This is a genomic window from Paraburkholderia nodosa DSM 21604 (genome assembly GCF_000519185.1).
Lineage (GTDB): Bacteria > Pseudomonadota > Gammaproteobacteria > Burkholderiales > Burkholderiaceae > Paraburkholderia > Paraburkholderia nodosa.
On sequence record NZ_JAFA01000030.1, the window covers coordinates 14598 to 38676 of the forward strand.

The following is a 24079-nucleotide window of genomic DNA, read 5'->3' on the forward strand; positions in this document are numbered from 1 at the left end:
ATCAAATCCAGGGCTTGAATCTACTATGCATCCATCACCCAACCGGGAAGGAGCCTGGAAATGGAAATCAAGTCGAACGGCACACGGATACACGTCAGGCAGCAAGGCAGCGGCGAACTCGCGCTGGTGTTCCTGCACTACTACGGCGGCTCGTCGCGCACATGGGACGGCGTCGCGAGCGAGCTGTCCGACCGGTATCGGATCGTGGCCACCGATCACCGCGGCTGGGGCGATTCCGAGGCGCCCGCCGACGGCTACCGCATCGCCGATCTCGCCGCCGACGCCGAGGGTGTCATCGAGGCACTCGGTCTGCCGCGCTACGTGCTTGTCGGGCATTCGATGGGCGGCAAGGTTGCGCAACTCATCGCATCGCGTCGGCCAGGCGGGCTCGAAGGTCTCGTGCTCGTGGCGCCATCGCCGCCGTCGCCGATGGCCCTGTCGGACGAGCAGCGCGCGACGTTGACCGGCGCGTATCAATCGCGCGCATCGGTCGAATACGTCATCGATCACGTGCTGACCGCAAAATCGCTCGACGCCACCCGCCGCGAGCAAGTCATCGAGGACAGTCTGAAGGCCGCGCCGCAGGCCAAGGCGGCCTGGCCGAACGTGGCCATGCGCGAAGACATCACCGAGGCGGTGGCATCCATCGACGTGCCGACCATCGTCATTTCAGGCGAGCTTGACCAGGTGGATCGCGTGGCGACGCTGCAGGCGGAACTGCTGCCGCGCATCCCGCACGCGGCGATGCACATCCTGCCCGGAACGGGACACTTGTCGCCGCTCGAAGCGCCGGCCGACGTGGCACGCGTCATTGCGCGGTTCGTCGGCGCGATCGAGGATCACGCCGCCGCATGCCGCCCACATGTCAACCCTCGCGGGCGAACACCTCGCGCGCCGCGAACAGGCCGTTGAGCGCCGCGGGAAAGCCTGCGTACACGGCCATCTGCATGATCGTCTCGACGATCTCCTCGCGCGTGAGGCCCACATTCAGGCCCGCCGCGATATGGACCTTGAGCTGCGGCTGCGCGTGGCCGATCGCCGTGAGCGCCGCGATGGTGGCGATCTCGCGCGAGCGCAGGTCGAGACCCGGCCGCGCGTAGATGTCGCCAAACGGAAATTCGAGCAGATACTGCGCGAAATCCGGCGCGATGTCGGCAAGCGAGTCGATCACGTGCTCGCCGCCGCTGCCGTCAATCGCCGATAACATGCGCTTGCCTCTTGCGAGGCGGCTTTCCTGCTGGGCGTCGCTGTGCTGATTCATCGTGGAGTGCATTCTCGTTCCTTTGCATGGCGTGGGAATAACCTTCGATCTTGTTGTCGAGGACGAGAAGACACGTCTGGAGTTCCGCCACCTGCGCACGCACCGTTTCGCGATGCGCCGCCAGCAATTCGCCGCGCTCGCGCTCGGTTGCCTTGCCCGCCGCGCGCAGTTGCGCGTAGCGCAACATGCCCTGAATCGGCATGCCCGTGGTCTTCAGACGGCCCAGAAACCCGATCCATTCGAGCACCGAGCGGTCGTAAGCACGCTGGCCCGTTTCGTTGCGCACCGCATAGGGAATCAGCCCGATGCGTTCGTAATAGCGAATCGTGTGGGCCGAAAGGCCCGTGAGCGTGGCCAGTTCGCCAATCTTCATGCGCTTCTCCTCATCGACGTTCTGAATGGTGGGACTTCGAGTGCACTCCAGGTCAAGCATTTTTTTGTGCGAGCAAATGTCCCTGCACAATAGACCCGAGAAAATTAGCAATAGACCCGGAAAATATCGCCTGCCACCGGACAATAGAACCGAAAAACCGAAATGTAAATGAATGGTCTTTACTCTATTCGGCCAACCCGGAGCGTTACATGATTTTCGAAATCCCAGCCCATCTCTTCCTCACACATCTTACGCCGCCAATCAGATATTTAGACTTGGTGAATCATTTTCTCTCTGAAAATTTCCTAGTATGTAGACTCAACTTTCGCACACGTCATTGCATCATTGCTGCTCGCAAATTTTCGCAATGCAGCACAGGGAGCACTCGGAGGGGTTCATGCCGGAAAGTCCGACGCGAAGCTGGGACTCGTCTAGCCTGCACAACGACAGCAGAGCCTGGTTCGTGACCAAGTGGCCCGGCAAGTACGCAGGTGCACCTGAAGCAGACATCCTGTTCGTATTCGAAATTCCGCGACCGCGATGCCTGTGCATTCGGCTGGTCGCCAATTCCACGCAGGGATGGGAGCACCAAGTGCTATGCAGCCCCGCGTCGATATTCCCGCCGCCGGAGACCCTGATCACGGACAACACGAAGTTGCAGCACGCATTGGTGAGTGCGGGTGCCAGGTTTCAGAATCCAGCCACGGCGTATCTGGAAAAACCAATTACGCTTATGCCAGTAATCCATCAATGCATCCTCTCGCTGACGGAACTCCTAAATAGCCCAACGTTCCAAACACTATCAGGTATTAACGAACTCAACGAGGGGCTCGAATCATGGCGCACCAAATATAACGCTGGTAGTTGCACCGGAACCACTTGAAGTTGGCGCTCAGGGCACGTTGCCCGGCCCACAACCCCTCCAGAAACGAACCAGCGCTCCACGCCCTGCTCACCGGTCGCAACGACGCGAACAGATCGCCGCGATAACGCCGCTTATCGCGGGGAGGACACCCGGTCGCCGCGTTGTGCACGTTCCCTGCCGCGCGCCGCACCCAGCCTTGCCGGCACGGATGCCCGGTTCAGTGCTACCGGCGCACGCCAACCACCTGCTTCCGCAATTGGCCACAACTCGCTGCTCAGCCGTGGAGGAAGCTTGGCGTTGGGACGGCCGCATTCCTCCAGAACCCGAACGACGAGCTACGCGCACAATTCGGCCATAGCCGACGCTCGCCGTTCAGCCGCCGCGCGGCAGCAGCACGCCGCGTTGCTGTCATTCACGATGCTGTGCAGTCGAATGTCGGCTTTCGGGAACGGCGGACGAGTCTTGACGACCCTAACCAGAACTAACCCGCATGCGACAGTAAGCCTGGAAACGGTCATTCCATATACCGGCTGCATCTTTGCCTCAAGGAGACAAGCCACCGATTTACCTCTTCAGCGGGAGTTCTTCCGTCACGGGATTGCCGACGTCAAATACGGCGTTGACGCCCGCTCTCTTCTGCTTGCGCAGCTCTTCCATTCTGACGAACTCCCTTCGGTGCATCTCAAGATATTCAGCTTGAGCGGCGGTAGGCGTTACACGCAAGCCACCGATGAATCCCAGCTTGTTTAGGTCTTGGGCGCTCAGCGACTCGGACAAGAGGGCCGCCCCCGAAGGCGTGTATAAGATGAGATAACGGTCGTATAGCGCATCCAGGTTTGCTGACAGGAGCAGCCCATTGTTCTCATCAATGCGCTGCTCATCGGTTTCGCACCGGCCCCATGCGAGTGAATGTGAAGCTCGTAACGCCGCAGAAAGGCCCAGGCCGCTCACCGCGCACTGGCCCCCAAAGAGTCGCATCAAATCATCACGGTAGCGCCCCTGCCCCCTTCTCGCTTTGGAGACCCTCTCGTACATCGCTGCGCCTAAGCTTGGCCGGCGCTTCTGCAGCTCAGCCCATGCACGCTCCTCGAGGGTCTCCTCCGAGTCGACTTCGGGCGGCTGATAGGATGAACACAGGGCAGCCGTAATGGCGCGCACCAATACCATCGCAGAATGGTGCTCGCTCACTCGAAGATATTGCTCTTCAATCCCATCTTCTCGCTGCCCCTTAGGTTTCTCAGGAGTCAAATGAAAATGTGCGACAGGTACCCGCTCGACGTCATCCTGATGTGCGTGCGATGGTACGTAGCGTATCCGCTGAGTCTGCGCCACCTTGAACAGATGATGGCCGAACGCGGAATTTCGGTCGATCATTCGACCGTGCATCGCTGGGCCATGAAGCTGTTGCCGGTACTGGAGAAAGCGTTCCGCTGTCGCAAGCGCCCGGTCGGTAAGCGCTGGCGCATGGACGAGACCTACATCAAGGTCAAAGGGCAGTGGAAATATTTATACCGCGCAGTCGACAAGGCAGGTAACACGGTCGATTCCCTGCTGCGTGCACATCGCGACAAGGCCGCAGACCGGCGCTATTTCAGAAAATCTATCGATCAGAATGGGGAGCCCGACACCGTGACGATCGACAGAAGCGGCGCCAATCACGCCGCGCTCGACGCGATCAAAGCCGATCGTGAGGTGCCCATCAAGATCCGCCAGTCTAAATATCTCAATAACTTGATGGAAGAGGACCATCGGGCGATCAAGCGACGAACGCGTCCCATGCTGGGGTTCAAGACATTTCGCTGTGCCCGGATCCTTCTGGCTGGCATCGAGACTATGCACACGATTGCCAAAGGACAGATGAAATGTGCTCGCGGAACCCATCCGTCCGCCGCCGATCAATTCTACGACCTCGCAATATAAGCAGTACTTCGCATATCGATCTCGCTCGCTCTTTGATTCTTACTGCGACAAAGCCCATGGAACACCTCTGTCTGCACACTTGACCCACTAAGAATAGGGCGGGTCACTTACAGAGGGACTTCGTGTGCTTACGACCTGAAGTTTCCGCATGAGGAGTCATGGCGCAAGTTGACTCGACGGTCACGCGTCACCGCGACCCGGGCACCCGCTGCCCCGGCAGGAATCCGCCATCGAAGCCAGACAGCGCAGGAAAGCTGCTTGATTTCCCGGGCGCGGTGAGGCCGCCGGCGTTGCTCTGCGTGGTTCGCAGGCCCGGGGCCAGAAAAAGGAACTTCCATCCGTCGTAGGTCTCGGCTCCCTCGAAGTCCTCGTATTGCCGCGGAAATCCCGCGCGCTTGATCGTTGCCTCGTCTGATGGGCTGAAGACACCGTAGAAACGATCGCCCTGCAGCATGGGCGCCCAGTCGTTCTTGCCCGTGATCGGGTCCGGATAAGCAAAACGCAGATGATGCAAAGGCTTGGGAAAGCGTGTGTCGTTGAGCAGTTCATCGACCGATGCGGGATAGGCCCGGCCGACACGGTAGTACCGCAGAATCGCCAACCGGTACTGGTTGCCGGCGAACAGCAGTTGCTTCTCCTGCTCGCGGCGGCGTTGCAGCGACCACACGTCGAGCGCGCCGGCCAATGCGATCGACATCAGCATCAGCGCGATCAAAAGCGCCAGCAGCACGAGCCCGCGCTCACGCGCGGCACGCGGCCCCACGCGCTGCCTCGCACGCGCTTTCGCGAGCCTCGCTCCGCGCGACGAGCGAGCCGCGCTGCTCATTTGGCGCCCCCCTCCGTGCGCGGTGGCGCCCCCTGCGGACTGCTCGCCGGCGCCACGTCGTAGACGCCCGGCTTGTTTTCGTCCGGCGAGGCGATCACCGCCCATTTGTCATCGCCGTTGACCGGATCGACGGGAACGGCGCGCAAGTAGTGCTTCGCCACCAGTTCGTCGAGCGTCTCGGGATACTGGCCGTTGTCCCCGTAGTACTGGTCGATCGCATTGCGCATCACCGCGACGTTCTGCCGCCGGACCTGCTCCTTGCCGCGCTCGATGCTGTGCATATAGCGCGGCACCGCAATCGTCAGAAGCAGGCCGATGATGGCCATCACGACAACGAGTTCGATCAGCGTGAAGCCGCGGGTCTTGTGCGCGTGAGCGGGTTTCATGATGCACCGTCACCATTGTTTGTACGGGATACCGTTAATGCCGACGCGATCGGATTTCGACGACACGTCGAACACATCCTTGCCAGCCTGTTCGCCATTCATGCCCGGGTCGCCGCCCGCCGCCTGGTCCGGCGGCTCGCCATAGGCCCGCACGCTCCACGTATCCTCGGCGAGCGTGTCCGGGTCGCCGCTAAAGAAGGGATCGCGCGGCACGTGACGCAGGAACATCAGCAGGCCGCCTTTCGGATCCCTGGCGTTCTTCACGCCCGTCACGAGCACGGTCAGGGTCGGCGGATAGCCGGACGCTTCCGCATCCTTGTCGATGAGACCCGTATCGCTCGCCTCCTTGTAGGCGTCGAGTGCGGTACGGATCTCGCGCAACGCGTCGCTCAGTTGCTGCTCCTTCTGACGCTGCACCATGAGTTCCGAGAACGGCATGATCGCGAGCGCGAGAATGCCCACGAGCGCGAGCGTGATCACCAGCTCGATCAGCGTAAATCCACGCTGATCGGGCTGGCGTGTGCCGCGCAAGCGCATCGCGCACGTTCCTGTAGCCACGGCTCAGTACCCGCCCTCGACCGGGCGCAGCGGGTTGTCGCTCGGCATGGTGCCACGCGGCATCTGCAGCGATGGGGGCGGCGCCGGCGGTGCGGGTGGCGGTGGCGCGAGCGTCGGTGCCACGATGACCTCCGCTTCGCCGCCCGCCTGATCGGCTGCCGCGGGCGCGGCCGGCGCAGGCGCTGCGCTCTGGGCAGACTGCGGCGTGGGAGCCGCTTGCGGCGTGGGCGTTCGCGAGAAACGTCCACCGTACGGTTCGGGCGGCGGCGTCGTGCGCGGCGCCGGCGCCATCTGTCCGAACGCGCCGTTCGAAGGCGATGGCAGCGCGGGATACGACTCGGCGCCCCCTCGCGATGACGCACCGCCAACCGTACCGCCGCCGACCATGCCCGGCACCGGCTTCGTCGCCGGCGCGAGAGACGTTGCCGCGTTCGCCACGACGGGATCCAGCCGCAGCTGATCGGCGTGCACATTGACATCGGTGCCCGACCACAATTCCTGCGTGTCCGCATCGGCGGCGAGTTGCGGCCGAACGATGTGCGGCGTGATCTGCAACACGATCTCGGTCTTGACGTGGTCGCCCTGGTGGTTGGAGAACAGCCTGCCCAGTACCGGCAACTGGCCAAGACCAGGCACCTTGTTCGCATTTCTGCGGTCTTCATCTGAGATGAGGCCGCCGAGAATCTGGGTTTCGCCATCGCGCAGGCGCAGACTCGTCGATGCGCTGCGTGTTCCGATCTGATAGGCGAGTGAATTCAGGCCGTTTGCATTGCTGCTCGAAATCGTATTCGTGATGTTGCTGACTTCGAGATTCAGCTGGATGCCGACGTCGCCATCGCGATAGACCCGTGGCTGCACTTCGAGCTTGATCCCGACATCGAGGTACTGAATCATCTGCGTATAAGACGGGCCGCTCGTGCTCGGCGTGCTGGAACTCGAAATCACCGGCACCTTATCGCCAATCATGATCCGGGCCTTCTCATTGTTGCGCGTCCTGATGCGCGGGCTCGCAAGCAGATTCGCATCGGTATCGGTGAGCTTGAAGTTCGCCGTGGCCGAGAGGCTGCTGACGTTCAGCTCATTGATCGTCAGATGATGCAGCAGGCCCCACGTCGACGCGGTGCTTGGGGTCGACATCGTGAACGAGTTCGGCCAGTCGATGCCGAGATCGGTGAGGCGCTCGTGCGAGACTTCCAGCACCTCGACTTCCATCATCACCTCGGGATCCGGCAGATCCTGTGCGGCGATCATCTCCTCGGCCACCTTGATCGTATCCGGCGTGCCGCGAACCGTCACGGTATTCGCATGCTCGTCGATCACGACCTCCTTGACCTTCAGAATGCTCTTGAGCAACTGCTGGATCTGCTTGGCATCGACGTTCGACAACTGGAACGTGCGCACCTTGAGCTCCTGATATTCGAGCTGCTTGGCGGGGGTGGCGGGGTAAATGAAAAGCGTATTCGCGTTGAGCTGCTTCTTGTCGAGCTGATTCTGCATCAGGATCATGTCGACCGTGTCCTGCACCGACGCGTTCGTCACGAAGATCGTCGTCTTCAGATCGGCGCGGACATCGCGGTCGAAGATCACGTTCAACCCCGTGGTGCGCGACAACGCTTCGAACACCATGCGCACGTTCGCCTCGCGAAACTGCAGCGTCACCGGTTTCTGCATGATCGACGAAGCCGCAAGCTTGTCATCGCGCTCCGCGCGCTGCTGACTGAGCTTTGCGTTGAGTTCCGTCTGCATCTGCTGCGCGAGCGTATTGGTCGGGTTCTCCACCAGCACGCGATGCACCCGTTCAGCCGCCTGCGCGTAGGCGCCGCGCTTCATCATGCGTTCGGCTTCCTGGAGTATGGCCAGATCCTTGCGGTCCTGATCGATCTGCAGACCGATCTTGCGTATGCGCTCATTGGTCGGATCGATGTCGTACGCCTGGAAGAGGTTCCGGATCGCTTCGTCGAACTGATAGTTCTTGCGGTATTGATCGGCCTGGTCGAGCAGCGTGTTGACCTGAGCGTTGCGCTGGTTCAGATAGTCGACTTTCGCCTGTGCGTCGGTCGGATCGTCATGAATGTTCGGGACGTGCATGCAGCCGCTAATGGCGAGCACGGACACAGCAATGGCGAGCGCGCGCCTTCTCGCGACCTGCATCGCGCCTGGGCACGGAACAGGGAACAGGATGACTGTCGAGAGGCGTCTTGATGGGCCGCTGTCCCCGACGCGGCTCGCACCCCGTGTGCGTGAGGTTTTCATTTACTTGTCCTCTCGTGGAATGGCTACCACCTGCCTTTCGTGCAGCGGCAAATAGGTCAGCACTACGTCTGACTCCGACACCGACTCTACGCGGTACTGGTTGTCGATCACGTCGCCTGGCGACACGATCAGCAACTGATCCCCGTTGCTCAGAAAGACTTGCGGCCTGGCCGCCTTTGCATCGATTTGCCCCACGTAGGTGAAAGGCACGGGGGGCGCGGTGGGCGGAGGGGGCCGCACCGGCGCGGCCGGCGCTTCGACGGGCGGCGGCGGAAGCCACGAAGAGGCCGTGAACGGATCATGGGCCGATTCGAGGGAAAGCGGCGCGCGCAACGAGAGGAGCCTCGCATGGGACGCTGCCGCCGTCGTGCTGGCGGCAGCGACTTGCGCCGCAGATGCTGACGCCGCAGTCTTTGCGGCCGTCTCGGACGAGTGCGTGCGGTGCCTGGCATCTGGCCGCGTGTGCGCGTCGTTGCGATGCAGGCTGTCGAGCAGGGCGACTTGCGCCGGCATCTGGCGTGCCGCGACCAGCACGCGATACCCTGCCCCGGCGGCCGCGATTGCGCAAATCACCAGCAGCACACGCATGGGCAGAGCGGGTTTCATGGCTGGGCGCTCCGGTAAATCAGTTCGAAGCGCACCCGCGCATCGAGAATATTGCCGTCCACCGCGGGACGCTCGACATGGATTTCCCGTAGCGCTGCATTCGGCACGTTGTTGAGCACCAACGCAAGAAAATGCCGGATCGCACTGTACTGATCCTTGACGGGCAACATCACCTGATAGCGTGTGAAGCGCGTGCCCGCATCCGTGCTCACCTGGTACTCGGCAGACCCGAGTGTCAGATTGCTGCCGCGCGCCTGCTCGAATATCGACGCGATATCGTCCGCGCTCTGCGAAAAGCGCGGGAACAGTTCCGGCAAGGCCTCGAGCGCTACCGCGTCGACCTCCGCACTGCGCTTGTCGGCTGCATGACGCGTCTTTGCCGCCTGTGTGACCTTGGCCGGATCCTGCATCTCCCTCGTATCGGCATCCACGCTGGAGATCTCGGCGCACATGAGGGATGCCGCCCCAATCATCAGGATGCCTACGAGTCCGGGAAGGCCGAACAACCGTCGTAGCTCGAACCGCAGTGTCAGCAGCCGGTCGCGCAACTGGTCCACATTCATGACTTCCTCCAGACGGCGGTGATCTGGAAACGGACCGGCTTGCCCGGCACATTGTTCTCGACCAGGTGATCGTTGAGCACGGCCTCGCGAAGCAGCACGCTCGTCTGCAGATACTTCAGGTACGCGATCATCGCGTCGATGTTCTTTGCTTCGGCCGTGATGCGAATCTGGCTCTGCGCAGGGTTCTGGTCGATGCCGATCAGCGCGACGTCATGGTCCGGATAATCTTCCACGATCGAAAAGAGGTCCTGCCACGGCACGGTCAGCTCGCGCAGTATCGACAGACTCTGCTTTGCCGCCAGCTTTGCGGCTGGCGTGGGCGGTGGCTTCACCGCGTGTCTCTGCGCAAACGTCCGATGCCGCACGGCGTCGAGCTCCGCCTGCGCGCGATCGTTCTCGGCATACGCGTGCCAAAGCCGCGCGCCGCATGCGAGCAGCAGAAGAACGGCGACGCACAGCAGGATCAGGCCGCTCGTCCCGGTGCGTGCGCGCCTCCTGCCGAAGTCGATATCGAGGACCTGGATCATTGCGCATACTCCATCAGCCGGCGCGCGGGCGAACTGTCCGTCGCCGGTTGTGCGGGCCGGATCGCAGCCGCAAAACGCGCTTCGAATGGCGCTGGGTCGGTGTCGTTCCCGTACAGATAGATCGTGCAGTCTTCCCGCTTGAGGCCCGCTCGCGTCGCCGAGCGTTCGAACAGTTGCTCGGCCAGTTCGGCCAGCCGTGAGGCATTGCCCGCATCGCCGGGAAAGAGGCGCTGCGCGTCGTAGGCGGCCCAGCCGCGCCGCTCGATCATCACGGCCTGCATCAGCTCCTCGGCGACGAACATCAGCAGCGCGTCGCCGCCCGCCACGACGTCGATGCAATTGAGCATTTCCGGAAGTCCTAGTTTCAGGCGCGAAATCCGCACATGTCCGGAGGCCCCCACTTCATGAATGCCGTCATGAAGCGCACGCGGCATGGCGCTCGCAAACAGTGCACGGCCGCCCTGCTGCACGCAGAAGCGCACCACCAGCGATTCGCCGTCAATCCCATAGGTGTCGGTGAAATGGGCCAGCGCGACTTCTTCGAGTTCGCGCGCTCGCAGCGTGCGAAAGTCGCCGCGCAATATCGCGTGGATGCCCCAGAAGTCGTCCAGCACCAGGTGTGCGTTGCGCGGCGACGGCTTCGCCTCGTGCGCCTCGGCCCCATCGGCATCGGCGACGGGCTGGACGACGAGCGCCGCGCGCAGCGCGTCGAGCAGACCCGACTCGGTGCCGTACTGGTCATCGGGAATCGTGAAGCTGGCCGGCTCCGCGGGCGGCAGGTGCTTGCGCGAGCGCCACAGTCCAGGCGCGCGTACGCCGACGACGATCTCGCGTGTGCCGACTCCGATCGCAACCGGACTATTCGACCATCGTGACACGATTGATCTCCTCGAGTGTCGTTTCGCCGCGCTTTACCAGATCGATCGCGGCGGTGCGCAGCGACTGCATGCCATAGCGCATCGCCGCGGCCTTGATGTGCCCAAGTGGCGCGCGCTCCGACAGCAGTTGTCTCAGCTCGTCGTTCATGCGCAGCGCCTCGGCGATCGCACGCCGTCCGCGATACCCGCTGCCACGGCATGCGCCACAGCCGGCGCCGCGGCGAAATAAGTAGCTGCCCGCTGCGTCCGGGTCGATGCCCGAGCGGATGAGCGTCTCCTTGTCCACCGTGTCTTCGGTCATGCAGTCCGGACAGCATTGCCGCAACAGGCGCTGCGCCACCACGCCATTGAGCGCGGAAACGAAGGAGTACGGATCGACTTCCATGTTGGTGAAGCGGCCGATCACGTCGAAGACATTGTTCGCGTGGACGGTCGTGAACACCTGGTGCCCGGTCAGCGCGGCCTGCACGGCGATCTGCGCCGTTTCCGGATCGCGGATTTCTCCGACCATGATCTTGTCCGGGTCATGCCGGAGAATCGAGCGCAATCCGCGTGCGAACGTGAGTCCCTTTGCTTCGTTGACCGGGATCTGCAGGATTTCGCCCAACTGGTATTCGACCGGATCCTCGATCGTCACGATCTTCTCGAGGCCGTTGTTGATTTCCGTGAGAATCGCGTAGAGCGTCGTCGTCTTGCCGCTGCCGGTCGGCCCGGTGACGAGCAGCATCCCGTACGGCATCGCCGCGAGCTTGCGCATGAAGCGTGTGTCGCCCTCCTGAAAGCCGAGTGCCTCGAGCGTCAGACCGCCCGTGGATTGCGAAAGCTGATAGCGATCCAGGATCCGCAGCACCGCATCTTCGCCGAACTGGTTCGGCATGATCGACACGCGGAAGTCGATTTCACGCCCTGCATATTGCGCCTTGAAACGGCCATCCTGAGGCACGCGCCGCTCTGCGATATCAAGCTCGGAGATCACCTTCACGCGTGAGAGCACCTGATCCGCGACGTCGCGGCCCTCGGCACGGCCCACCACGGTGAGCACGCCGTCCACGCGGCACTTGATCATCAGCCCATTCGCGCGGCATTCGAGGTGAATGTCGCTCGCCATCATCTTGAGCGCGTCGTAGATTGTCGAGTTGAGCAGTCTGACCACCGGACTGTCGTCGCTGCTGATGCCCTGCAGCGTCAACGCCAGCGACGCCGGATCGACCGTATTCTGGATCGGATCGTCGAACGCAAGCGAGTCCATCGCGCGCACGTCCTTTTCGCGCACGGTCAGATACGCGTTGATGTCTCCTGCGCTTGCGAGCGCCCAGCTATACGGCACACCAGGCTGCGAGCGCCTCCGATGCTCGATCCAGCCGCGCGTGCGCGCATCGAGCGGATCAGCGATTGCGAACAGCAGCCCATTGCCGGCGTCTGGATCGTGGAAGCACACGCAGAGGCGGGTCGTCGCGTCGACGAACGAAATCACCTCGAAATCCGGTTCGAGCTGATTCAGCTCGCGCATACCGATCGACTTCATGCGGAACAGCGCGGCCAGTTGCCCGCGCAGTTCGTCCGCGCTGAGCGAGGTCTGCGCCATCAGCTCCTCGAGTGCGCGGATGCCGGAACCATGCCGCTCGCCGAGCGCTCTCAGTGCGTCGCGCAGATCTGCGCGCGCTTCGGCTTGAGGGCCTTCCGGCTGGGCGATGATGGTATCCACGCGCTTCCCCAATTCGGTCTACTGAATGCTCGACGCAATTTCGAAGATCGGCATGTACATCAGCACGACGATGCCGCCTATCACCACGCCAATGAAGATCATCATCGCGGGCTCGATCAGTCGCGAAATCAGATCGATCGTGCGCGACACCTGCGCTTCCTGGAACGCCGCGATCCGGTCGAGCACGGGGCCGAGACCGCCCGTTTTCTCCGCGACCGTCAACAGGCGGTATGCGATCGCGTTGGCGAGGCCAGCCTCCTGAAACGCATCCGAAACCTTCGCACCGTTTCGCACCTGCTGCAGTGCGCTCGCGAGGGCCGCCTGGTCCGAGCGTCCAACGAGACCCTGTGCAAGCTCGAAGGCCTTCACTGCGGGAATGCCGCCGTCGACGAGCATGGCCGTCGTGCGATAGAACTGCGACTGGCGAAAGACGCGAAATTGTTGCCCGATACCGGGCAGCGCCAGCATGCGATCGGCGATCCAGTTGCGCGCGAACGGGCGGCGCAATGCGCAGCCCGTCGCCACGGCCAGCACCGCGACGCTCACGGACAGCCCGGAGCCGTGCGCGTGCACCATGCCGCCCCAGGCCATCAGCATGCGCGATAGCAGCGGCAGCTCGCGCCCGCTGTGTTCAAGCAGGCTCGCGAAGCGCGGCACCACGAAGCCGAGCAGGAACAGGACGACCGCCGCGCCGACGAACAGCAGGACCGTCGGATAGATCGCCGCCGACACCACACGCGCACGCAGCTCGTGGAGTGTCGCGCTATTGCGCGAGTAACGTGTGAGGCTATCGGCGAGACCGCCGGTCTGCTCGCTCGCCTTCACGCACGCAACCAGAACCAGCGGGAAGATATGGCTTGCGTGCTCGAGCGCCGCGGATAGCGAGTGCCCTTCTTCGAGCTGGCGCAAGAGGTCGCGATACACTTGCGCCGACGTCTCGCGGCGCTCGTTGCCGCCAAGCGTGCGCAACGCGTCGACAACACCCACGCCCGCATCGAGCAGCGCGGCGAGCTCGCGCGCAAAGAGCTCGACGTTGAACCGGCCTCCGGGAATCCCCAGCCGGTTCGCACGATGCCGCCGACGGCCGCCCTCGGCGCGCACCGAGACGACGCGCAGACCGCGGGAACGCGCGAGTGCCGTGGCTGCCGCGGGCGTTTCGCTGTCGATGCGAAGCGTCTGGACCGAGCCATTCGTATCGAAGACACGCAGCACGTACTTCACGTCGACTCTCCTTGCAGACAACCCACCATCGGCGCGGCGGCCCCGCCGCGCGCCCCTACCACGACGAGATCGTGACGTTCTCGCCCGCGCCGTCACCGCGCCCGTTCTTGCCGAGCGAATACAGGTCATAGTCGCCGTGGTCGCCCGGCGAACGATACTGATACGCGCGATCCCACGGATCCACGGGCACCGCCTTCTGCAGATACGGCCCGCTCCAGTGCGCGGCATTCTGCGGCTTCTCCACGAGCGCCTCCAGGCCTTCTTCGGTCGTCGGATACGCGCCGACGTCGAGCCGGTATTGATCGAGCGCCTGGCCGAGCGACACGATCTGCGCACGCGCGATCTTGACGTTCGACTTGCCGACCTGTTCGAAATATCGGGGCGCAACGAGACCGGCCAGCAAGCCGATGATGACCATCACGACGAGCAGTTCGAGCAGCGTGAAGCCGCGCCGCGCATACGTGCGTGCCGGTGCCGCAAAACCGGCGCAATGCCGCGGCGCCTCTGGCTCGGGCATCTGCACACCGCGTTGGATAGAGGTCGATTCGCTATGCACGGCTCCCCCCTGTATCGACTCACCGCTTCAGCGCCGCTGAAGCCGTTGAATGCATTTTTGTTCAGGTCGATACGGGCAAGAAGTAGGGAGTGCCGTCCAAAGACATGGGTAAAGACCCTCCAGTTGCGCCATACCCGTCTGGAGGGATTTCACACATGCTCGTCGTCGGGCACCATCAGCACGCCCATGTCGATCGCGAGGCGCACGAGGCCGTTCAGGTTCCTGATGCCGAGCTTGCGCATCAGGTTCGCGCGATGCTTTTCGATGGTCTTGGGGCTGAGACTCAGGCACTCGCCGACCTGCCGGTTGGTGTGCCCCTCCACCACGAGCCGCAGCACCGTGCGTTCGCGGCCGGTCAGCGCATTCCAGAGCTGCGCCTTGTGTGCGATGTCCTCCTGCGATCCGTGCGCCCCTCCGCTGATCCGGTTGGCGCCGGCGCCGGCCACGCGCTTGCCTTGCATCACGAAACGCATTTCCCGGACCAGCTGGTCGAACGATGCGTCCTTGACCACGTAGCCGTCGGCGCCGGCGGCGAACGCCTCCCGCACATGGTCTTCGCTCCAATGAACGGTAAGGACGACGATCCGGATGCGCGGGGACTCGCGCTTGATGGCGGTGATCGCCTCGAAGCCGCTGCCGCCGGGCATCGTCAGATCCATCAGGATCAGGTCGGGCAGCGTCTCCCTGGCGAGGCGATGGGCTTCGATCCCGCCGCTCGCCTCGCCGACGATGCAGTAGTCGTCCAGTTCGGAGACCATGCGACAAAGGCCGCTGCGCAGTAAATGCTGGTCCTCGGCAATCAGCACACGATGTCTTTTTTCCAATTTCGTCGCTCCTTGCTGGACGCTGCGCGCCTAGTTGGAAGCGACCACGTCGTGATAGGCGGCGAGCAGTTCCGACGGTGTGGCGAAGCCGTCGATGCGCAGCCAGGGCTTGCCCGGCGCGGCGCGCAGGAAGGCAACCGGCGTGTGATTCATCTTGTCGCCCCGATAGACGTTGAACGCGCGCTGCGCCGCAATGCTCGCCTCGACTGTGCCGGTGTAGTGCTGCCACTCGGGGCCGGCTTCGAACCTGGCCGCATAGGCCTTGAGGCGCGCAGGCGTGTCCTCTTCCGGATCGATCGAGATCGAGACGATATGGACCTTGTCCCGGTCGCTGCCCAGATCGCTCTGAAATTGCTCGAGCGTCTGGCTGGTCATCGGACAGATCGTCGTGCAGGTCGTATAGATGAAGGTCACGATCACCGGACGGCCATCGTTCAGTTCGTCGACGAGCGAAACGGTCTTGCCGTCATCGCGCACGAGGTCGACCGAAGGCAGCGTGTATTGTGCGGTCGTGCGCGTGGTCATGCCCGCCATCATGTGATGATGCATGTGAGGATCGGCAACGGCCGCAGCATCGTCGGCAGGTGCGCACCATGCCGCCGTCGCCGCGAGTGCCATGCCCGTCAGCACCCCGATCCTTAATTTTGCAGTCCTGTTCATACCGGTCTCCAGAAATGAGGAGAAAGGTCGCTTCTAGCGATGCGCAGGTTGCGGCGCTTTCACTTCCTCGCAAGTTCAGTGTCATGAATTTGCCTACAAGCGTCATTGGATGAGGGACCCCAAACGGCGGTAGGGTATGCCCGCTTGATGGAAAACCCGCACCGTGCAATGGGGGTGTCCCCACACTACGACCCCACAAATTCCCCGTTGCAGCTTGCGTCGATCACGGCCTACAATCCCGATAGTCTTACGATTTGATTATATCGACGCATCGGGGAGCTCCAATGGATGAAAGCCAGCCAGGGGGACCGCAGGTTAGATTGCTCGATCTGATCGAAGCAATGCGCAAACTTCGCAGCGCGGCCTACTCCAGCCAACCCGACGCCGGCGTCGTCACCGACGCGCGCGGCGCAGCGCTCGCGATTCTCACGCCCGATGGGACCTTCGTGTCGGCAAACCGCAGCGCCGCCGCGCTGCTCGGCTATTCGAGCGCTGAGCTCGTCGGCAAGGGTCTCGCCGACCTCGCGCCCGACGACTCTCATAGCGACCTGGCAGACGAATTGTCCGCGAGCAAGGCTCGCGAGTTTCACTCGTTCAGCGCCGTCCTCACCGGCCGAACGGGTCATCCAACGCGACTGGCGCTGCATCAGCAATGGGTCCCCACGAAACAGATGGAGGCGAGCGTCTTGCTGACGCTTTTCGAAGAGCCGCTGATCTTCGAGCCCAGGTCTGCCGACCCGGCCGAACCGTTCGATGCAAGCGAGCGGATGTGCCAGACGTATCTGATGATGGGCCAGCAGAAGGAACGCCAGCGTCTTGCTGCGGAGTTGCACGACGGCCTCGGCCAGGCGCTAACCCTCGTCAAGCTGATGACAGAGGATGCACTGATGCGCATACGCCGAGGGCAGGTCGACGATGCGGTACAACTGCTGGATGCGACCGTGTTCAGGGTCCGCGAAACGATCGGCGACGTGCGGCAGATATGCGGGGAACTGAGGCCGCTCATGCTGGACAAGCTGGGGCTGCCCGCAGCATTGGGTTCGCTGTGCCGGCGCATCGAACATGGCACGGAGGCGATCTCAGTCTTGTTCGACTGCGATGTCGCGGATAAGGACGTACCCGAGCATCTGAAAGCGGACATGTTCAGAGTCGCTCAGGAGGCGCTGAACAATGCCGTCAAGCATGCCGAGGCGACGGAAATTTCCCTCAGCCTGCGGAGTGACGCGGGCGGCCTGCTGTTGACGATTCAGGACAACGGCATCGGCTACGAGAACCACCCGTTCGCCACAGAAGACGCCTATTCGACCGGATTGGGCCTGATCGGCATGCAGCACCGCGTCGAGATGCACGGCGGCGCGTTCTCGATTGAGTCGTCCGCCGCGACCGGTACGCGCGTCTGCGCGACCTGGACGCGCTAGCGAAGCCTTCGTCGCACTCAGGTTCCCGTTTCGCCTAGCCGGTATTCGGGCAGTTCGCCTTCTGGGCCCGAGCCCGGCGCCGGATCGGTGCGTTCCGGCAAGTGCGCATCGTCCACGTTCGGCTCAGCGCATTTGGCGGCGAGCGAGGTCAGCAAACCCATGCTCATCGCGACGAGAACCAGTTCGGTCAGGTTGGCGATATGGAGCTTGTGCATCATGCTCGCGCGATACTTCTCGATCGTCTTCGGACTCAGGTTCAGGTATTGTCCGACCTGCCGGTTGGTGCGTCCTTCCGCGATCAGCTTGAGCACGCTGCGCTCGCGCGCCGTCAACACGTCCCAGGCGTGCTTCGGCGCGGGCGCTTCGCGGCCGCTGACGAAAGAGTCGACCATGTAGCCGTACACGTCTGCGCTCAGATGTTTCTTTCCCTGCATGACTGAGCGCATCGCGACCAGCAGTTCCTCGAACGAGACGTCTTTCAGCACATAACCGTCGACGCCGGCACGCAGCGCCTCCCGCACGTACTCCTCGTTTTGATGCACCGTGAGCGCAATGATCCGCACGCCAGGCGATCGCCGCTTGATCGTCGCGCTGGCATCGATGCCATTCATTCCTCGCATCGACAGATCCATCAGGATCAGATGAGGGGCGAGCGTCATCGCCTGCTGGCAGGCTTCCTTGCCGTCCCTCGCTTCGCCGACGACGTCGTAGTCGGCTTGCGCACACAACATCGAACGTAGACCATTTCGCAGCAGATCGTGATCCTCTGCGATTACAACGCGACATTTGGTATTCACGTCTTGTCTCCCAGTGCCAGCGCCCTCGGCCGTCATAACCGCATTCACTATTTGACGAAAATTCTTTCCTTCCGCAAAGCTTTCACTCTTTACATTCGAATTCCTAACTGTTAGCTTTATGTTATTTTCGGATTACTGTATGCGCCTGGCCCTCAGCAAGGTTCACGCCACTTCGCGCAGAGCAAGCAACGGCGCACATCTCCACTTTTTGGGGCATTTCGGCAGTGCATCGAGTGCCGAAAAATGTTTCAAATTCGAACCCTTTTGAAATCTCCAGAAGATTAGCCATCGCAAGGGATAGCAGCAAATCCCTTCTTTCTTATCATTGGGTGAAAATTAATCGATGATATTGGCATCCAGTGAGAAGAATTAAGGCACTTCGCATGACTGCCGGGCGGCTTCCGTTGATTACCGTCTATTACCAATTGTTTCGAATGTTAAGTTTTTGCAATGCGCTTTTTGGCAGCTCTTTTGCGCCACAAAGTGTAGGGAGGTGCCCCATTGCCAAGCCGTTTTTTCTTCCACCACAATTCAGGTGCAGGAGAAAACAACGATGCATTACCACCCGTCATCCAGCTTGGGAAACGCGATCATCGGCGCATTCGCGATGCTCGGCGCGGTGTTGCCAGGAACGGCATGCGCCCAGATATTTGGCGCGGTCGACAGCAACGGGGCGGTCGTTCTCACGAACGTGCGGGGCAAGCCCGGGCTGAAGGTGATCGTGGCAGGCGAGCCGCCAGGCGAACCAGGCGCGAAGCGCCGGTCCCGCAAGTCACCCGGCAGCGGCGACCTCCCCTTGTACGCGGACGTGATCGACGAGGCGAGTCGCTCCTTTCGCGTTCAACCCGAACTGCTTCGCGCGGTGATCGACATCGAGTCGGGATACAACCCAAAGGCAGTTTCGGATAAAGGCGCGCTGGGATTGATGCAGTTGATGCCGGAAACCGCCAGGCGCTTCTCCGAAGGCGACATGTTCAATCCACGGGACAACGTGCTGGCCGGCGCCCGCTATCTGCGCTTCCTTCTCGATCTGTTCAAGGACGACGTAGAGCTCACGCTGGCCGCTTATAACGCCGGAGAGAATGCGGTGATTCGCGCCGGCTATCGCGTACCGTCGCTGCCGGAAACACGTCTGTACGTTCCGCGCGTGCTGGCGCGCTACAAGCAACTTCTCTCGGCCAGTTGATCGTCGGGTTCTTCGCGCGCTCGCCAGCGACGTCCAGCCAGACTGCGGTGCGCGCCCGGCAATCGCGGCATGCGCCGCCGCAAAAGGAGCCCGCGCGGGACCAATCACCGCACATTCCCCGTCCGCATGGCGGTACGGCGGGACAGCGTCACGGACATCTCCAGCGACGCGTGGCAATGTAGAGCGGATACCGGGCGCGCAGACGCTGTGCCGGGCGTCGTGAAGGCACGACGTACGTCAACGTGCGTCAACAGGTTGAATAGCGAGCCGGCCGACTGGGGACCAGTTCAGTCGGCCGGACGCCCTCTACTACGTAGAACGCGAACTTGTGCAGGGCGCCGCGTCCTACGCTCTCCCTCCGTTTTCTGCCTGTCTTCGCTTGCCGACCCGAGTTGGCGCTTCAGCGCCTGACTCCGCTCGCGTGCAACAGGCTTGCGTCCACTTGTCTCCGTTCTGGCGCGCGTCACGGAAACGCAGGCATGCTCGGGTCCGTTCCCTCGAAGTGCGCCTGCGCGTAGTGATGCTTGATCATCTGCTCGATCTCCTCCACGCGCTCCGTCGGGACGTCGATTATCAGCAGAATCTCGCCCCGAAGGATCGCTACTTCGAAACGCTTCAAGCGTGTATTTGGCATTTCGACGCCGATCAGCGCGGCTACGCACGCGCCAAATACCGCGCCTGAAAGCGTGAGGGACACCACTGTGCCGCCGGCGATCTCGATGTCTTCGGGCGGAAAGACGAGGGCAATCAGCGCGACCAGCAAGCCGGTCGCGCAGCCTGCTGCCGTACCTTGCGCAAGCGACGCAAGCAGATCGCTCCGTTGCGAGAGCGAGGCATGCGGCAAGCCGTCGATTGACACATCCTCGTTGGCGACGACATGCATATACCGCCACTCGACCCCGTGAATCAGCAACTCGCTGACTATCGCCCGCGCACACTGTGTGGTGGGCAACAGAAAATAGACGCGTCTCATTTCAGCCACTCCAACTTTACGCTGGGCACGCACCGAGACTTCTGGCGACATTCTTGTCTGCTCCGAAGCTGGTTTTAAGTAGGATTGCTCGCCGAAATGCGTGGGTAGAGACCCGCAGATAGCCTTTCATTTTTCTCACAGGCTGCCATAGCTGTGCAGCCCCGAGAGGAACAGGTTCACCCCCAGGAATGCAAAGGTGGTGACCAGCAGACCCGCAAGCGCCCATCGGGCGGCAACATGCCCGCGCAACCCCTTCATCAGCCGCATATGCAGCCAGGCCGCATAGTTCAGCCAGACGATCAGCGCCCACGTTTCCTTCGGATCCCAGCTCCAGTAACCGCCCCACGCCTGGGCGGCCCACAGCGCGCCGAGAATGGTCGCGATGGTGAAAAACCCAAAGCCGACGGCGATCGACTTGTACATGACGTCGTCGAGCACATCGAGCGCTGGCAGCCGGTCCGCCAGCACGCCCCGCTCTTTCAGCAGGTACGCGACGCCCACCATCGCCGAGAGCGCAAAACTGCCGTAGCCGATGAAGTTGGCCGGCACGTGGATCTTCATCCACCAGCTTTGCAGCGCCGGCACGAGCGGCTCGATCTGCTGCGCGTCGCGCGTGATCGAGTACCACGTCAGGAACCCGACCGCCGCGCTGATCACGAGCAGCACGAAGGCGCCGAGCGAGCGCGTGTTGTAGTGCTGCTCGTAATACAGGTAAAAGAGTGCCGTGATCAGACTGAACAACACAAACACTTCATACAGATTCGAAATCGGTATATGGCCGACGTCCGCACCGATCAGGTACGACTCATACCACCGCACCATCATGCCGACGAAACCCATCAGCACCGCCGCCCACGTGAGCTTCGTACCGATCGCTCCGCCCGACGGCGAACGCGAGAGCAGACCGATCCAGTAGAACAGCGTCGCCAGTACGAAAAGCGCGCTCATGCACAGAATGGCCGATTGGCTGGACAGGAAATACTTCAGGAAAAACGTGTTGTCGGCGCGGGCCAAATCGCCCTGATACAGCTGGATTGCAAATAGCGACAGCGCCGCGATCCCGGCGATCAGCAGCCGCGCGGGCTTCCAGCGCCAGCCCAGCACGACGAACGCTGGCGCCGAGCATACGAGCACCAGCTTGTCGTAGTCGTTCATGTACGCGTGGTAGCGCGACAGCGCGAAGCCGGCGCCCGCAACCATCACGAGCGCGAACAGCCAGTCAAAGGCGTCGAGCCGCCTCAGGAAGGGGCGTTCGTCGTACAGCACGCTTATTTGATCCGCGCTCCACGTGGGCCGAGGCCGATGCATTGCCGCTGGAGCAGGCACCGTTGCATCAGGAGAAGATGAACCTGGTTTCATGGCATTCACCGTTCGAGGATGACCTGGATGGATTGGCGTAGCGCGTACCGCCGGGCATAAAAAGGGGTGCCCGCCCGGGGGGTACGGAGCACCTGGAAAGGTGCCCGTTGAGGGACGGGGCACCAAAGCTGTAAACGGCAGCCGCACCAGTTTCAATGCCGCTTGCTCATTGATCGGCTGGCGGGCTGGCAGACACCTCCTCTTCTGGCGGAAACACCTCGACGAACGCCGCCACTGCGCGCATGTCCCGCTCCGACATGTTGGCGCACACTGCCTTCATGGCTGCGCCGCGAGGCCGGGCGTCGGTTTGCTGGAAGACCTCGAGCTGCTTCATGACGTAGTCCGCGTGCTGACCCGCGAGCCGGGGAAACTGATTCATCCCCTCGCCATGCTTCCCATGGCACGCAATGCACGCCGCGACGCCCTTGTCAGGCAGGCCGGAATGATAGATCGCCTTGCCTTCGTTGATGAGCGCGAGATCGCTCGCAACGCCCAGGACCGCGGATTGACTCGAAAAATACGTCGCAAGCTCGTCGATCTGCGTGTCGGTCAAATGGGTGAATCCCCACATGAAACGCTGCGCGTTCGGGTCGGCTCGCGTATGGCTCTTGAAGTCCGACAGTTGATCGACCAGGTATTCCATTCGCTGCCCGGCAAGCTTCGGAAAGGTGGGAGATATGGAAACGCCGTTCGCACCGTGACAGTTCGAACACACCTGCAAGGCGATGGTCTTTCCCGGAACCAGCGGGTTGTCGACCTGCCGTGAATGCTCCAGGTCCTGGCAGGCCGACCCGGCCAGCAGCATCCCGATGGAGACGATATGCGCCACTTTGTTCATGTTGCCAACCTCCTTACTGCAGCTTCTGCGGTCCTCTGTCGTTGCTTGCGTTCCGCGCAAAGACGCGTTCGCTTCGACACGACGTGCCCCCACCCGCTTGCGCACCGTTCTCGCGGCACGGCGCACGGAAAACAGCGGACGGGACATCACCATGAAGCGGCCCACAGATAGATGAAGAGCGTGTCGTTGTCTCTCGCGTTACGCCCGGCGCCGTCGTAATTGGACGAGGCGCCGAGAAACTTGGTGTAGTGCGTATACTGGATGCCTATTCTCACACGTTGATTCGGTATCCAGAATATCTCCGGCATCCAGCCCTGCGTGTTCGGATGAAAGTTCGCGCTGGCCGCGTAGGCAGCGCTGTCGGGACTGCCTGTCGTATTGAAGAACGAAAAGCTGATACCGTACTTGGCCTGGTAGACGTACGATGCCTTGAGCCTCAGCGAATCGAGATTCCCTGATGTGTTGTCGCTGAACACGAAATTGTTCGGATCATGGACGTTCTCACGCACATAGCGAGCTTGCGCGGTGATCGTGTGCGGCTCGAGCAGGTACTCGTACTGAGCGTCCATGCCGTAATCGCGGTAGCGCGTCACGCCCTGCGTAAAGATCGGGAACTGGTTGGCGTCGTTCGGATAGATGTTCACGTTCAAAAGGAACGCGCCGACCATTGCGCTATGGGGCCCCCAGTCTCGCGTCAACGCGATGCGCGCGTACGGGTTGTAGCCGCGCAGATAGGTTTGAGGGTGAGCCGGGTCACCTGCCTTGTTGCCGTGACTCATGAACGACCAGATGCCGTCGGCCGTGCTGTACGCGGTCAGTTCGGCGTAGACCGTCTTGTTCCAGTACAGGTAGCCGCCGACGCCTGCCACCTGGGTCGCAAGACTTCCTTCGATGACCGGCAGTTTCGGGATTTTGGCAACGGGGCTGATCGTCGATGAAATATACGGATAGCCCCACGCCGGCGCGGAGTTCCAGACGTCCTGCACGGTCGGATTGTTGTGCACCGTCACGCCGAGGATGAGATCGCTCGCTTCCCCCATGATCCGGTCCACGAAACGGAAGTCGGTATTGTCGGACCCCCAGTGGCCTTCCCATTTGTTCGTCACGCCATTCTGATGGTCATAGTTCGTATAGGTGAACTGTGTAAAGACGCCGATCTTGTCGGTGATCTTTCCGGCGAGGAAGATGCTCGCAAAGTCGAATATCGGCAGACCGTTCTTCGTGTTGATGGGATTGCCGCTCGCGTCGTTGTTGACCCTCGTCTGGCTCAGATCGCCGATTGCCATTGCGGCGATCGGGATCGTGCGCTCGCCAAGCGTGTAGCCAGTGAGCTTGAACATTCGCCCATAAGGCGTGAGTTCGGGAAATTGCCCCCCGGCGTGGCAAGCCACACAACTTTGTCCGGTTTGGCGCGCGAAGATCGGCAGCGCGTATGCGGGGGTTGCCTGCAGCAATGCCAGTATTGCGAAGGCGAGTATCCAGCCACCGCGGAGCAAGTTGCGAAATGCTGCATGGCTGACAGGTGC

The 24079-nt window shown here is 62.0% G+C and carries 25 protein-coding genes; 4 read left to right on the plus strand and 21 right to left on the minus strand.

From position 1 onward, the window contains the following. The first annotated feature begins 60 nt into the window (after positions 1 to 60). Entirely contained in the window at positions 61 to 912 is an 852-nt protein-coding gene (locus A3CW_RS48195) for an alpha/beta fold hydrolase (protein ID WP_245623792.1), read from the plus strand. Here the strand turns inward: A3CW_RS48195 and A3CW_RS0132075 are convergent. The 3 genes from A3CW_RS0132075 to A3CW_RS50380 all read right to left on the minus strand — a co-directional run bounded on the left by A3CW_RS0132075 (position 866) and on the right by A3CW_RS50380 (position 3687). After that, on the minus strand, positions 866 to 1261 hold the full coding sequence (locus A3CW_RS0132075) for a carboxymuconolactone decarboxylase family protein (RefSeq protein ID WP_063750880.1): 396 nt from the start codon (positions 1259 to 1261) through the stop codon (positions 866 to 868). The two genes, A3CW_RS48195 and A3CW_RS0132075, sit on opposite strands and share 47 nt — an antisense overlap. Continuing rightward, positions 1191 to 1634, minus strand: coding sequence for a MerR family transcriptional regulator (locus A3CW_RS0132080; RefSeq protein WP_028207221.1), 444 nt, complete (start codon positions 1632 to 1634; stop codon positions 1191 to 1193). The genes A3CW_RS0132075 and A3CW_RS0132080 overlap by 71 nt, the downstream gene beginning before the upstream one ends. Positions 1635 to 3063: 1429 nt before the next feature. Further along, positions 3064 to 3687 (minus strand): HNH endonuclease, encoded by a 624-nt coding sequence (locus tag A3CW_RS50380; RefSeq protein WP_154678087.1) that lies wholly within the window; start codon positions 3685 to 3687, stop codon positions 3064 to 3066. Positions 3688 to 3747: 60 nt separating this feature from the next. Between A3CW_RS50380 and A3CW_RS0132095 the strand changes: the two genes are divergently transcribed. Further along, positions 3748 to 4419, plus strand: a complete 672-nt coding sequence (locus A3CW_RS0132095) for an IS6 family transposase (RefSeq protein WP_028207222.1) — start codon at positions 3748 to 3750, stop codon at positions 4417 to 4419. 187 nt (positions 4420 to 4606) lie between these two features. Here the strand turns inward: A3CW_RS0132095 and A3CW_RS0132100 are convergent, their stop codons facing one another. The 13 genes from A3CW_RS0132100 to A3CW_RS0132160 all read right to left on the minus strand — a co-directional run bounded on the left by A3CW_RS0132100 (position 4607) and on the right by A3CW_RS0132160 (position 15982). Next, positions 4607 to 5245: a type II secretion system protein gene (locus tag A3CW_RS0132100; RefSeq protein ID WP_245623793.1), complete on the minus strand. Its 639-nt coding sequence runs from the start codon at positions 5243 to 5245 to the stop codon at positions 4607 to 4609. Next, a complete protein-coding gene (locus A3CW_RS0132105) occupies positions 5242 to 5631 on the minus strand; it encodes a type IV pilin protein (protein ID WP_028207224.1) in 390 nt (129 codons plus the stop codon). Before A3CW_RS0132105 ends, A3CW_RS0132100 begins: the two co-directional genes overlap by 4 nt. Positions 5632 to 5640: 9 nt before the next feature. Next, on the minus strand, positions 5641 to 6168 hold the full coding sequence (locus A3CW_RS0132110; protein WP_051481851.1) for a type II secretion system protein: 528 nt from the start codon (positions 6166 to 6168) through the stop codon (positions 5641 to 5643). 24 nt (positions 6169 to 6192) lie between these two features. Then, entirely contained in the window at positions 6193 to 8442 is a 2250-nt protein-coding gene (locus A3CW_RS0132115; protein ID WP_028207226.1) for a type IV pilus secretin PilQ, read from the minus strand. Next, entirely contained in the window at positions 8443 to 9048 is a 606-nt protein-coding gene (locus A3CW_RS0132120) for a hypothetical protein (protein WP_028207227.1), read from the minus strand. After that, positions 9045 to 9611, minus strand: coding sequence for a hypothetical protein (locus tag A3CW_RS0132125; RefSeq protein WP_028207228.1), 567 nt, complete (start codon positions 9609 to 9611; stop codon positions 9045 to 9047). Before A3CW_RS0132125 ends, A3CW_RS0132120 begins: the two co-directional genes overlap by 4 nt. Further along, the gene (locus A3CW_RS0132130) at positions 9608 to 10138 is read right to left on the minus strand and encodes a hypothetical protein (protein ID WP_028207229.1); all 531 of its coding nucleotides are present in this window, start codon (positions 10136 to 10138) and stop codon (positions 9608 to 9610) included. The genes A3CW_RS0132125 and A3CW_RS0132130 overlap by 4 nt, the downstream gene beginning before the upstream one ends. After that, the gene (locus A3CW_RS0132135; RefSeq protein ID WP_028207230.1) at positions 10135 to 11016 is read right to left on the minus strand and encodes a hypothetical protein; all 882 of its coding nucleotides are present in this window, start codon (positions 11014 to 11016) and stop codon (positions 10135 to 10137) included. Before A3CW_RS0132135 ends, A3CW_RS0132130 begins: the two co-directional genes overlap by 4 nt. After that, on the minus strand, positions 10997 to 12721 hold the full coding sequence (locus tag A3CW_RS0132140; protein ID WP_081771901.1) for a GspE/PulE family protein: 1725 nt from the start codon (positions 12719 to 12721) through the stop codon (positions 10997 to 10999). Before A3CW_RS0132140 ends, A3CW_RS0132135 begins: the two co-directional genes overlap by 20 nt. An 18-nt stretch (positions 12722 to 12739) precedes the next feature. Beyond that, positions 12740 to 13942 (minus strand): type II secretion system F family protein, encoded by a 1203-nt coding sequence (locus A3CW_RS0132145; RefSeq protein WP_028207232.1) that lies wholly within the window; start codon positions 13940 to 13942, stop codon positions 12740 to 12742. Positions 13943 to 13997: 55 nt separating this feature from the next. Continuing rightward, positions 13998 to 14459 (minus strand): type II secretion system major pseudopilin GspG, encoded by a 462-nt coding sequence (gene gspG, locus A3CW_RS0132150; protein ID WP_028207233.1) that lies wholly within the window; start codon positions 14457 to 14459, stop codon positions 13998 to 14000. A 188-nt stretch (positions 14460 to 14647) separates the two neighbouring features. Beyond that, positions 14648 to 15322, minus strand: a complete 675-nt coding sequence (locus tag A3CW_RS0132155; protein WP_028207234.1) for a response regulator — start codon at positions 15320 to 15322, stop codon at positions 14648 to 14650. A 30-nt stretch (positions 15323 to 15352) separates the two neighbouring features. After that, on the minus strand, positions 15353 to 15982 hold the full coding sequence (locus A3CW_RS0132160) for an SCO family protein (protein ID WP_028207235.1): 630 nt from the start codon (positions 15980 to 15982) through the stop codon (positions 15353 to 15355). Between the two features lie 320 nt (positions 15983 to 16302). Here A3CW_RS0132160 and A3CW_RS0132165 point away from each other — a divergent pair, with 320 nt between their 5' ends. Continuing rightward, complete coding sequence (locus A3CW_RS0132165; RefSeq protein ID WP_245623794.1) at positions 16303 to 17400, plus strand: sensor histidine kinase; 1098 nt, start codon at positions 16303 to 16305, stop codon at positions 17398 to 17400. 17 nt (positions 17401 to 17417) lie between these two features. Here A3CW_RS0132165 and A3CW_RS48205 read toward each other — a convergent pair whose 3' ends face one another. Further along, complete coding sequence (locus A3CW_RS48205; protein WP_081771908.1) at positions 17418 to 18197, minus strand: response regulator; 780 nt, start codon at positions 18195 to 18197, stop codon at positions 17418 to 17420. 553 nt (positions 18198 to 18750) lie between these two features. Here A3CW_RS48205 and A3CW_RS0132175 point away from each other — a divergent pair. After that, positions 18751 to 19383, plus strand: a complete 633-nt coding sequence (locus tag A3CW_RS0132175) for a lytic transglycosylase domain-containing protein (protein ID WP_028207237.1) — start codon at positions 18751 to 18753, stop codon at positions 19381 to 19383. Between the two features lie 463 nt (positions 19384 to 19846). Here A3CW_RS0132175 and A3CW_RS0132180 read toward each other — a convergent pair whose 3' ends face one another. The 4 genes from A3CW_RS0132180 to A3CW_RS0132195 form a co-directional block, all read right to left on the minus strand. Then, positions 19847 to 20356 (minus strand): hypothetical protein, encoded by a 510-nt coding sequence (locus tag A3CW_RS0132180; protein WP_028207238.1) that lies wholly within the window; start codon positions 20354 to 20356, stop codon positions 19847 to 19849. A 135-nt stretch (positions 20357 to 20491) separates the two neighbouring features. Further along, a complete protein-coding gene (ccsB, locus tag A3CW_RS0132185; protein ID WP_081771903.1) occupies positions 20492 to 21715 on the minus strand; it encodes a c-type cytochrome biogenesis protein CcsB in 1224 nt (407 codons plus the stop codon). 166 nt (positions 21716 to 21881) lie between these two features. After that, complete coding sequence (locus A3CW_RS0132190; RefSeq protein WP_028207240.1) at positions 21882 to 22553, minus strand: c-type cytochrome; 672 nt, start codon at positions 22551 to 22553, stop codon at positions 21882 to 21884. A 146-nt stretch (positions 22554 to 22699) separates the two neighbouring features. Then, positions 22700 to 23893 carry a cytochrome C gene (locus A3CW_RS0132195; RefSeq protein WP_245623795.1) on the minus strand — a complete coding sequence of 398 codons (1194 nt, stop codon included), beginning with the start codon at positions 23891 to 23893 and terminating at the stop codon, positions 22700 to 22702. Positions 23894 to 24079: the final 186 nt, after the last annotated feature.

Coding starts and splice junctions, on each gene's coding strand:
- A3CW_RS0132105 (WP_028207224.1), bottom strand. CDS start 5,631: ATGAAACCCGCTCACGCGCACAAGACCCGCGGCTTCACGCTGATCGAA.
- A3CW_RS0132190 (WP_028207240.1), bottom strand. CDS start 22,553: ATGAACAAAGTGGCGCATATCGTCTCCATCGGGATGCTGCTGGCCGGG.
- A3CW_RS0132125 (WP_028207228.1), bottom strand. CDS start 9,611: ATGAATGTGGACCAGTTGCGCGACCGGCTGCTGACACTGCGGTTCGAG.
- ccsB (WP_081771903.1), bottom strand. CDS start 21,715: ATGAAACCAGGTTCATCTTCTCCTGATGCAACGGTGCCTGCTCCAGCG.
- A3CW_RS0132075 (WP_063750880.1), bottom strand. CDS start 1,261: ATGAATCAGCACAGCGACGCCCAGCAGGAAAGCCGCCTCGCAAGAGGC.
- gspG (WP_028207233.1), bottom strand. CDS start 14,459: ATGCCCGAGCCAGAGGCGCCGCGGCATTGCGCCGGTTTTGCGGCACCG.
- A3CW_RS0132095 (WP_028207222.1), top strand. CDS start 3,748: ATGAAAATGTGCGACAGGTACCCGCTCGACGTCATCCTGATGTGCGTG.
- A3CW_RS0132130 (WP_028207229.1), bottom strand. CDS start 10,138: ATGATCCAGGTCCTCGATATCGACTTCGGCAGGAGGCGCGCACGCACC.
- A3CW_RS0132080 (WP_028207221.1), bottom strand. CDS start 1,634: ATGAAGATTGGCGAACTGGCCACGCTCACGGGCCTTTCGGCCCACACG.
- A3CW_RS0132110 (WP_051481851.1), bottom strand. CDS start 6,168: ATGCGCTTGCGCGGCACACGCCAGCCCGATCAGCGTGGATTTACGCTG.
- A3CW_RS0132195 (WP_245623795.1), bottom strand. CDS start 23,893: ATGTTCAAGCTCACTGGCTACACGCTTGGCGAGCGCACGATCCCGATC.
- A3CW_RS0132180 (WP_028207238.1), bottom strand. CDS start 20,356: ATGAGACGCGTCTATTTTCTGTTGCCCACCACACAGTGTGCGCGGGCG.
- A3CW_RS0132120 (WP_028207227.1), bottom strand. CDS start 9,048: ATGAAACCCGCTCTGCCCATGCGTGTGCTGCTGGTGATTTGCGCAATC.
- A3CW_RS0132175 (WP_028207237.1), top strand. CDS start 18,751: ATGCATTACCACCCGTCATCCAGCTTGGGAAACGCGATCATCGGCGCA.
- A3CW_RS48195 (WP_245623792.1), top strand. CDS start 61: ATGGAAATCAAGTCGAACGGCACACGGATACACGTCAGGCAGCAAGGC.
- A3CW_RS0132115 (WP_028207226.1), bottom strand. CDS start 8,442: ATGAAAACCTCACGCACACGGGGTGCGAGCCGCGTCGGGGACAGCGGC.
- A3CW_RS0132100 (WP_245623793.1), bottom strand. CDS start 5,245: ATGAGCAGCGCGGCTCGCTCGTCGCGCGGAGCGAGGCTCGCGAAAGCG.
- A3CW_RS0132160 (WP_028207235.1), bottom strand. CDS start 15,982: ATGAACAGGACTGCAAAATTAAGGATCGGGGTGCTGACGGGCATGGCA.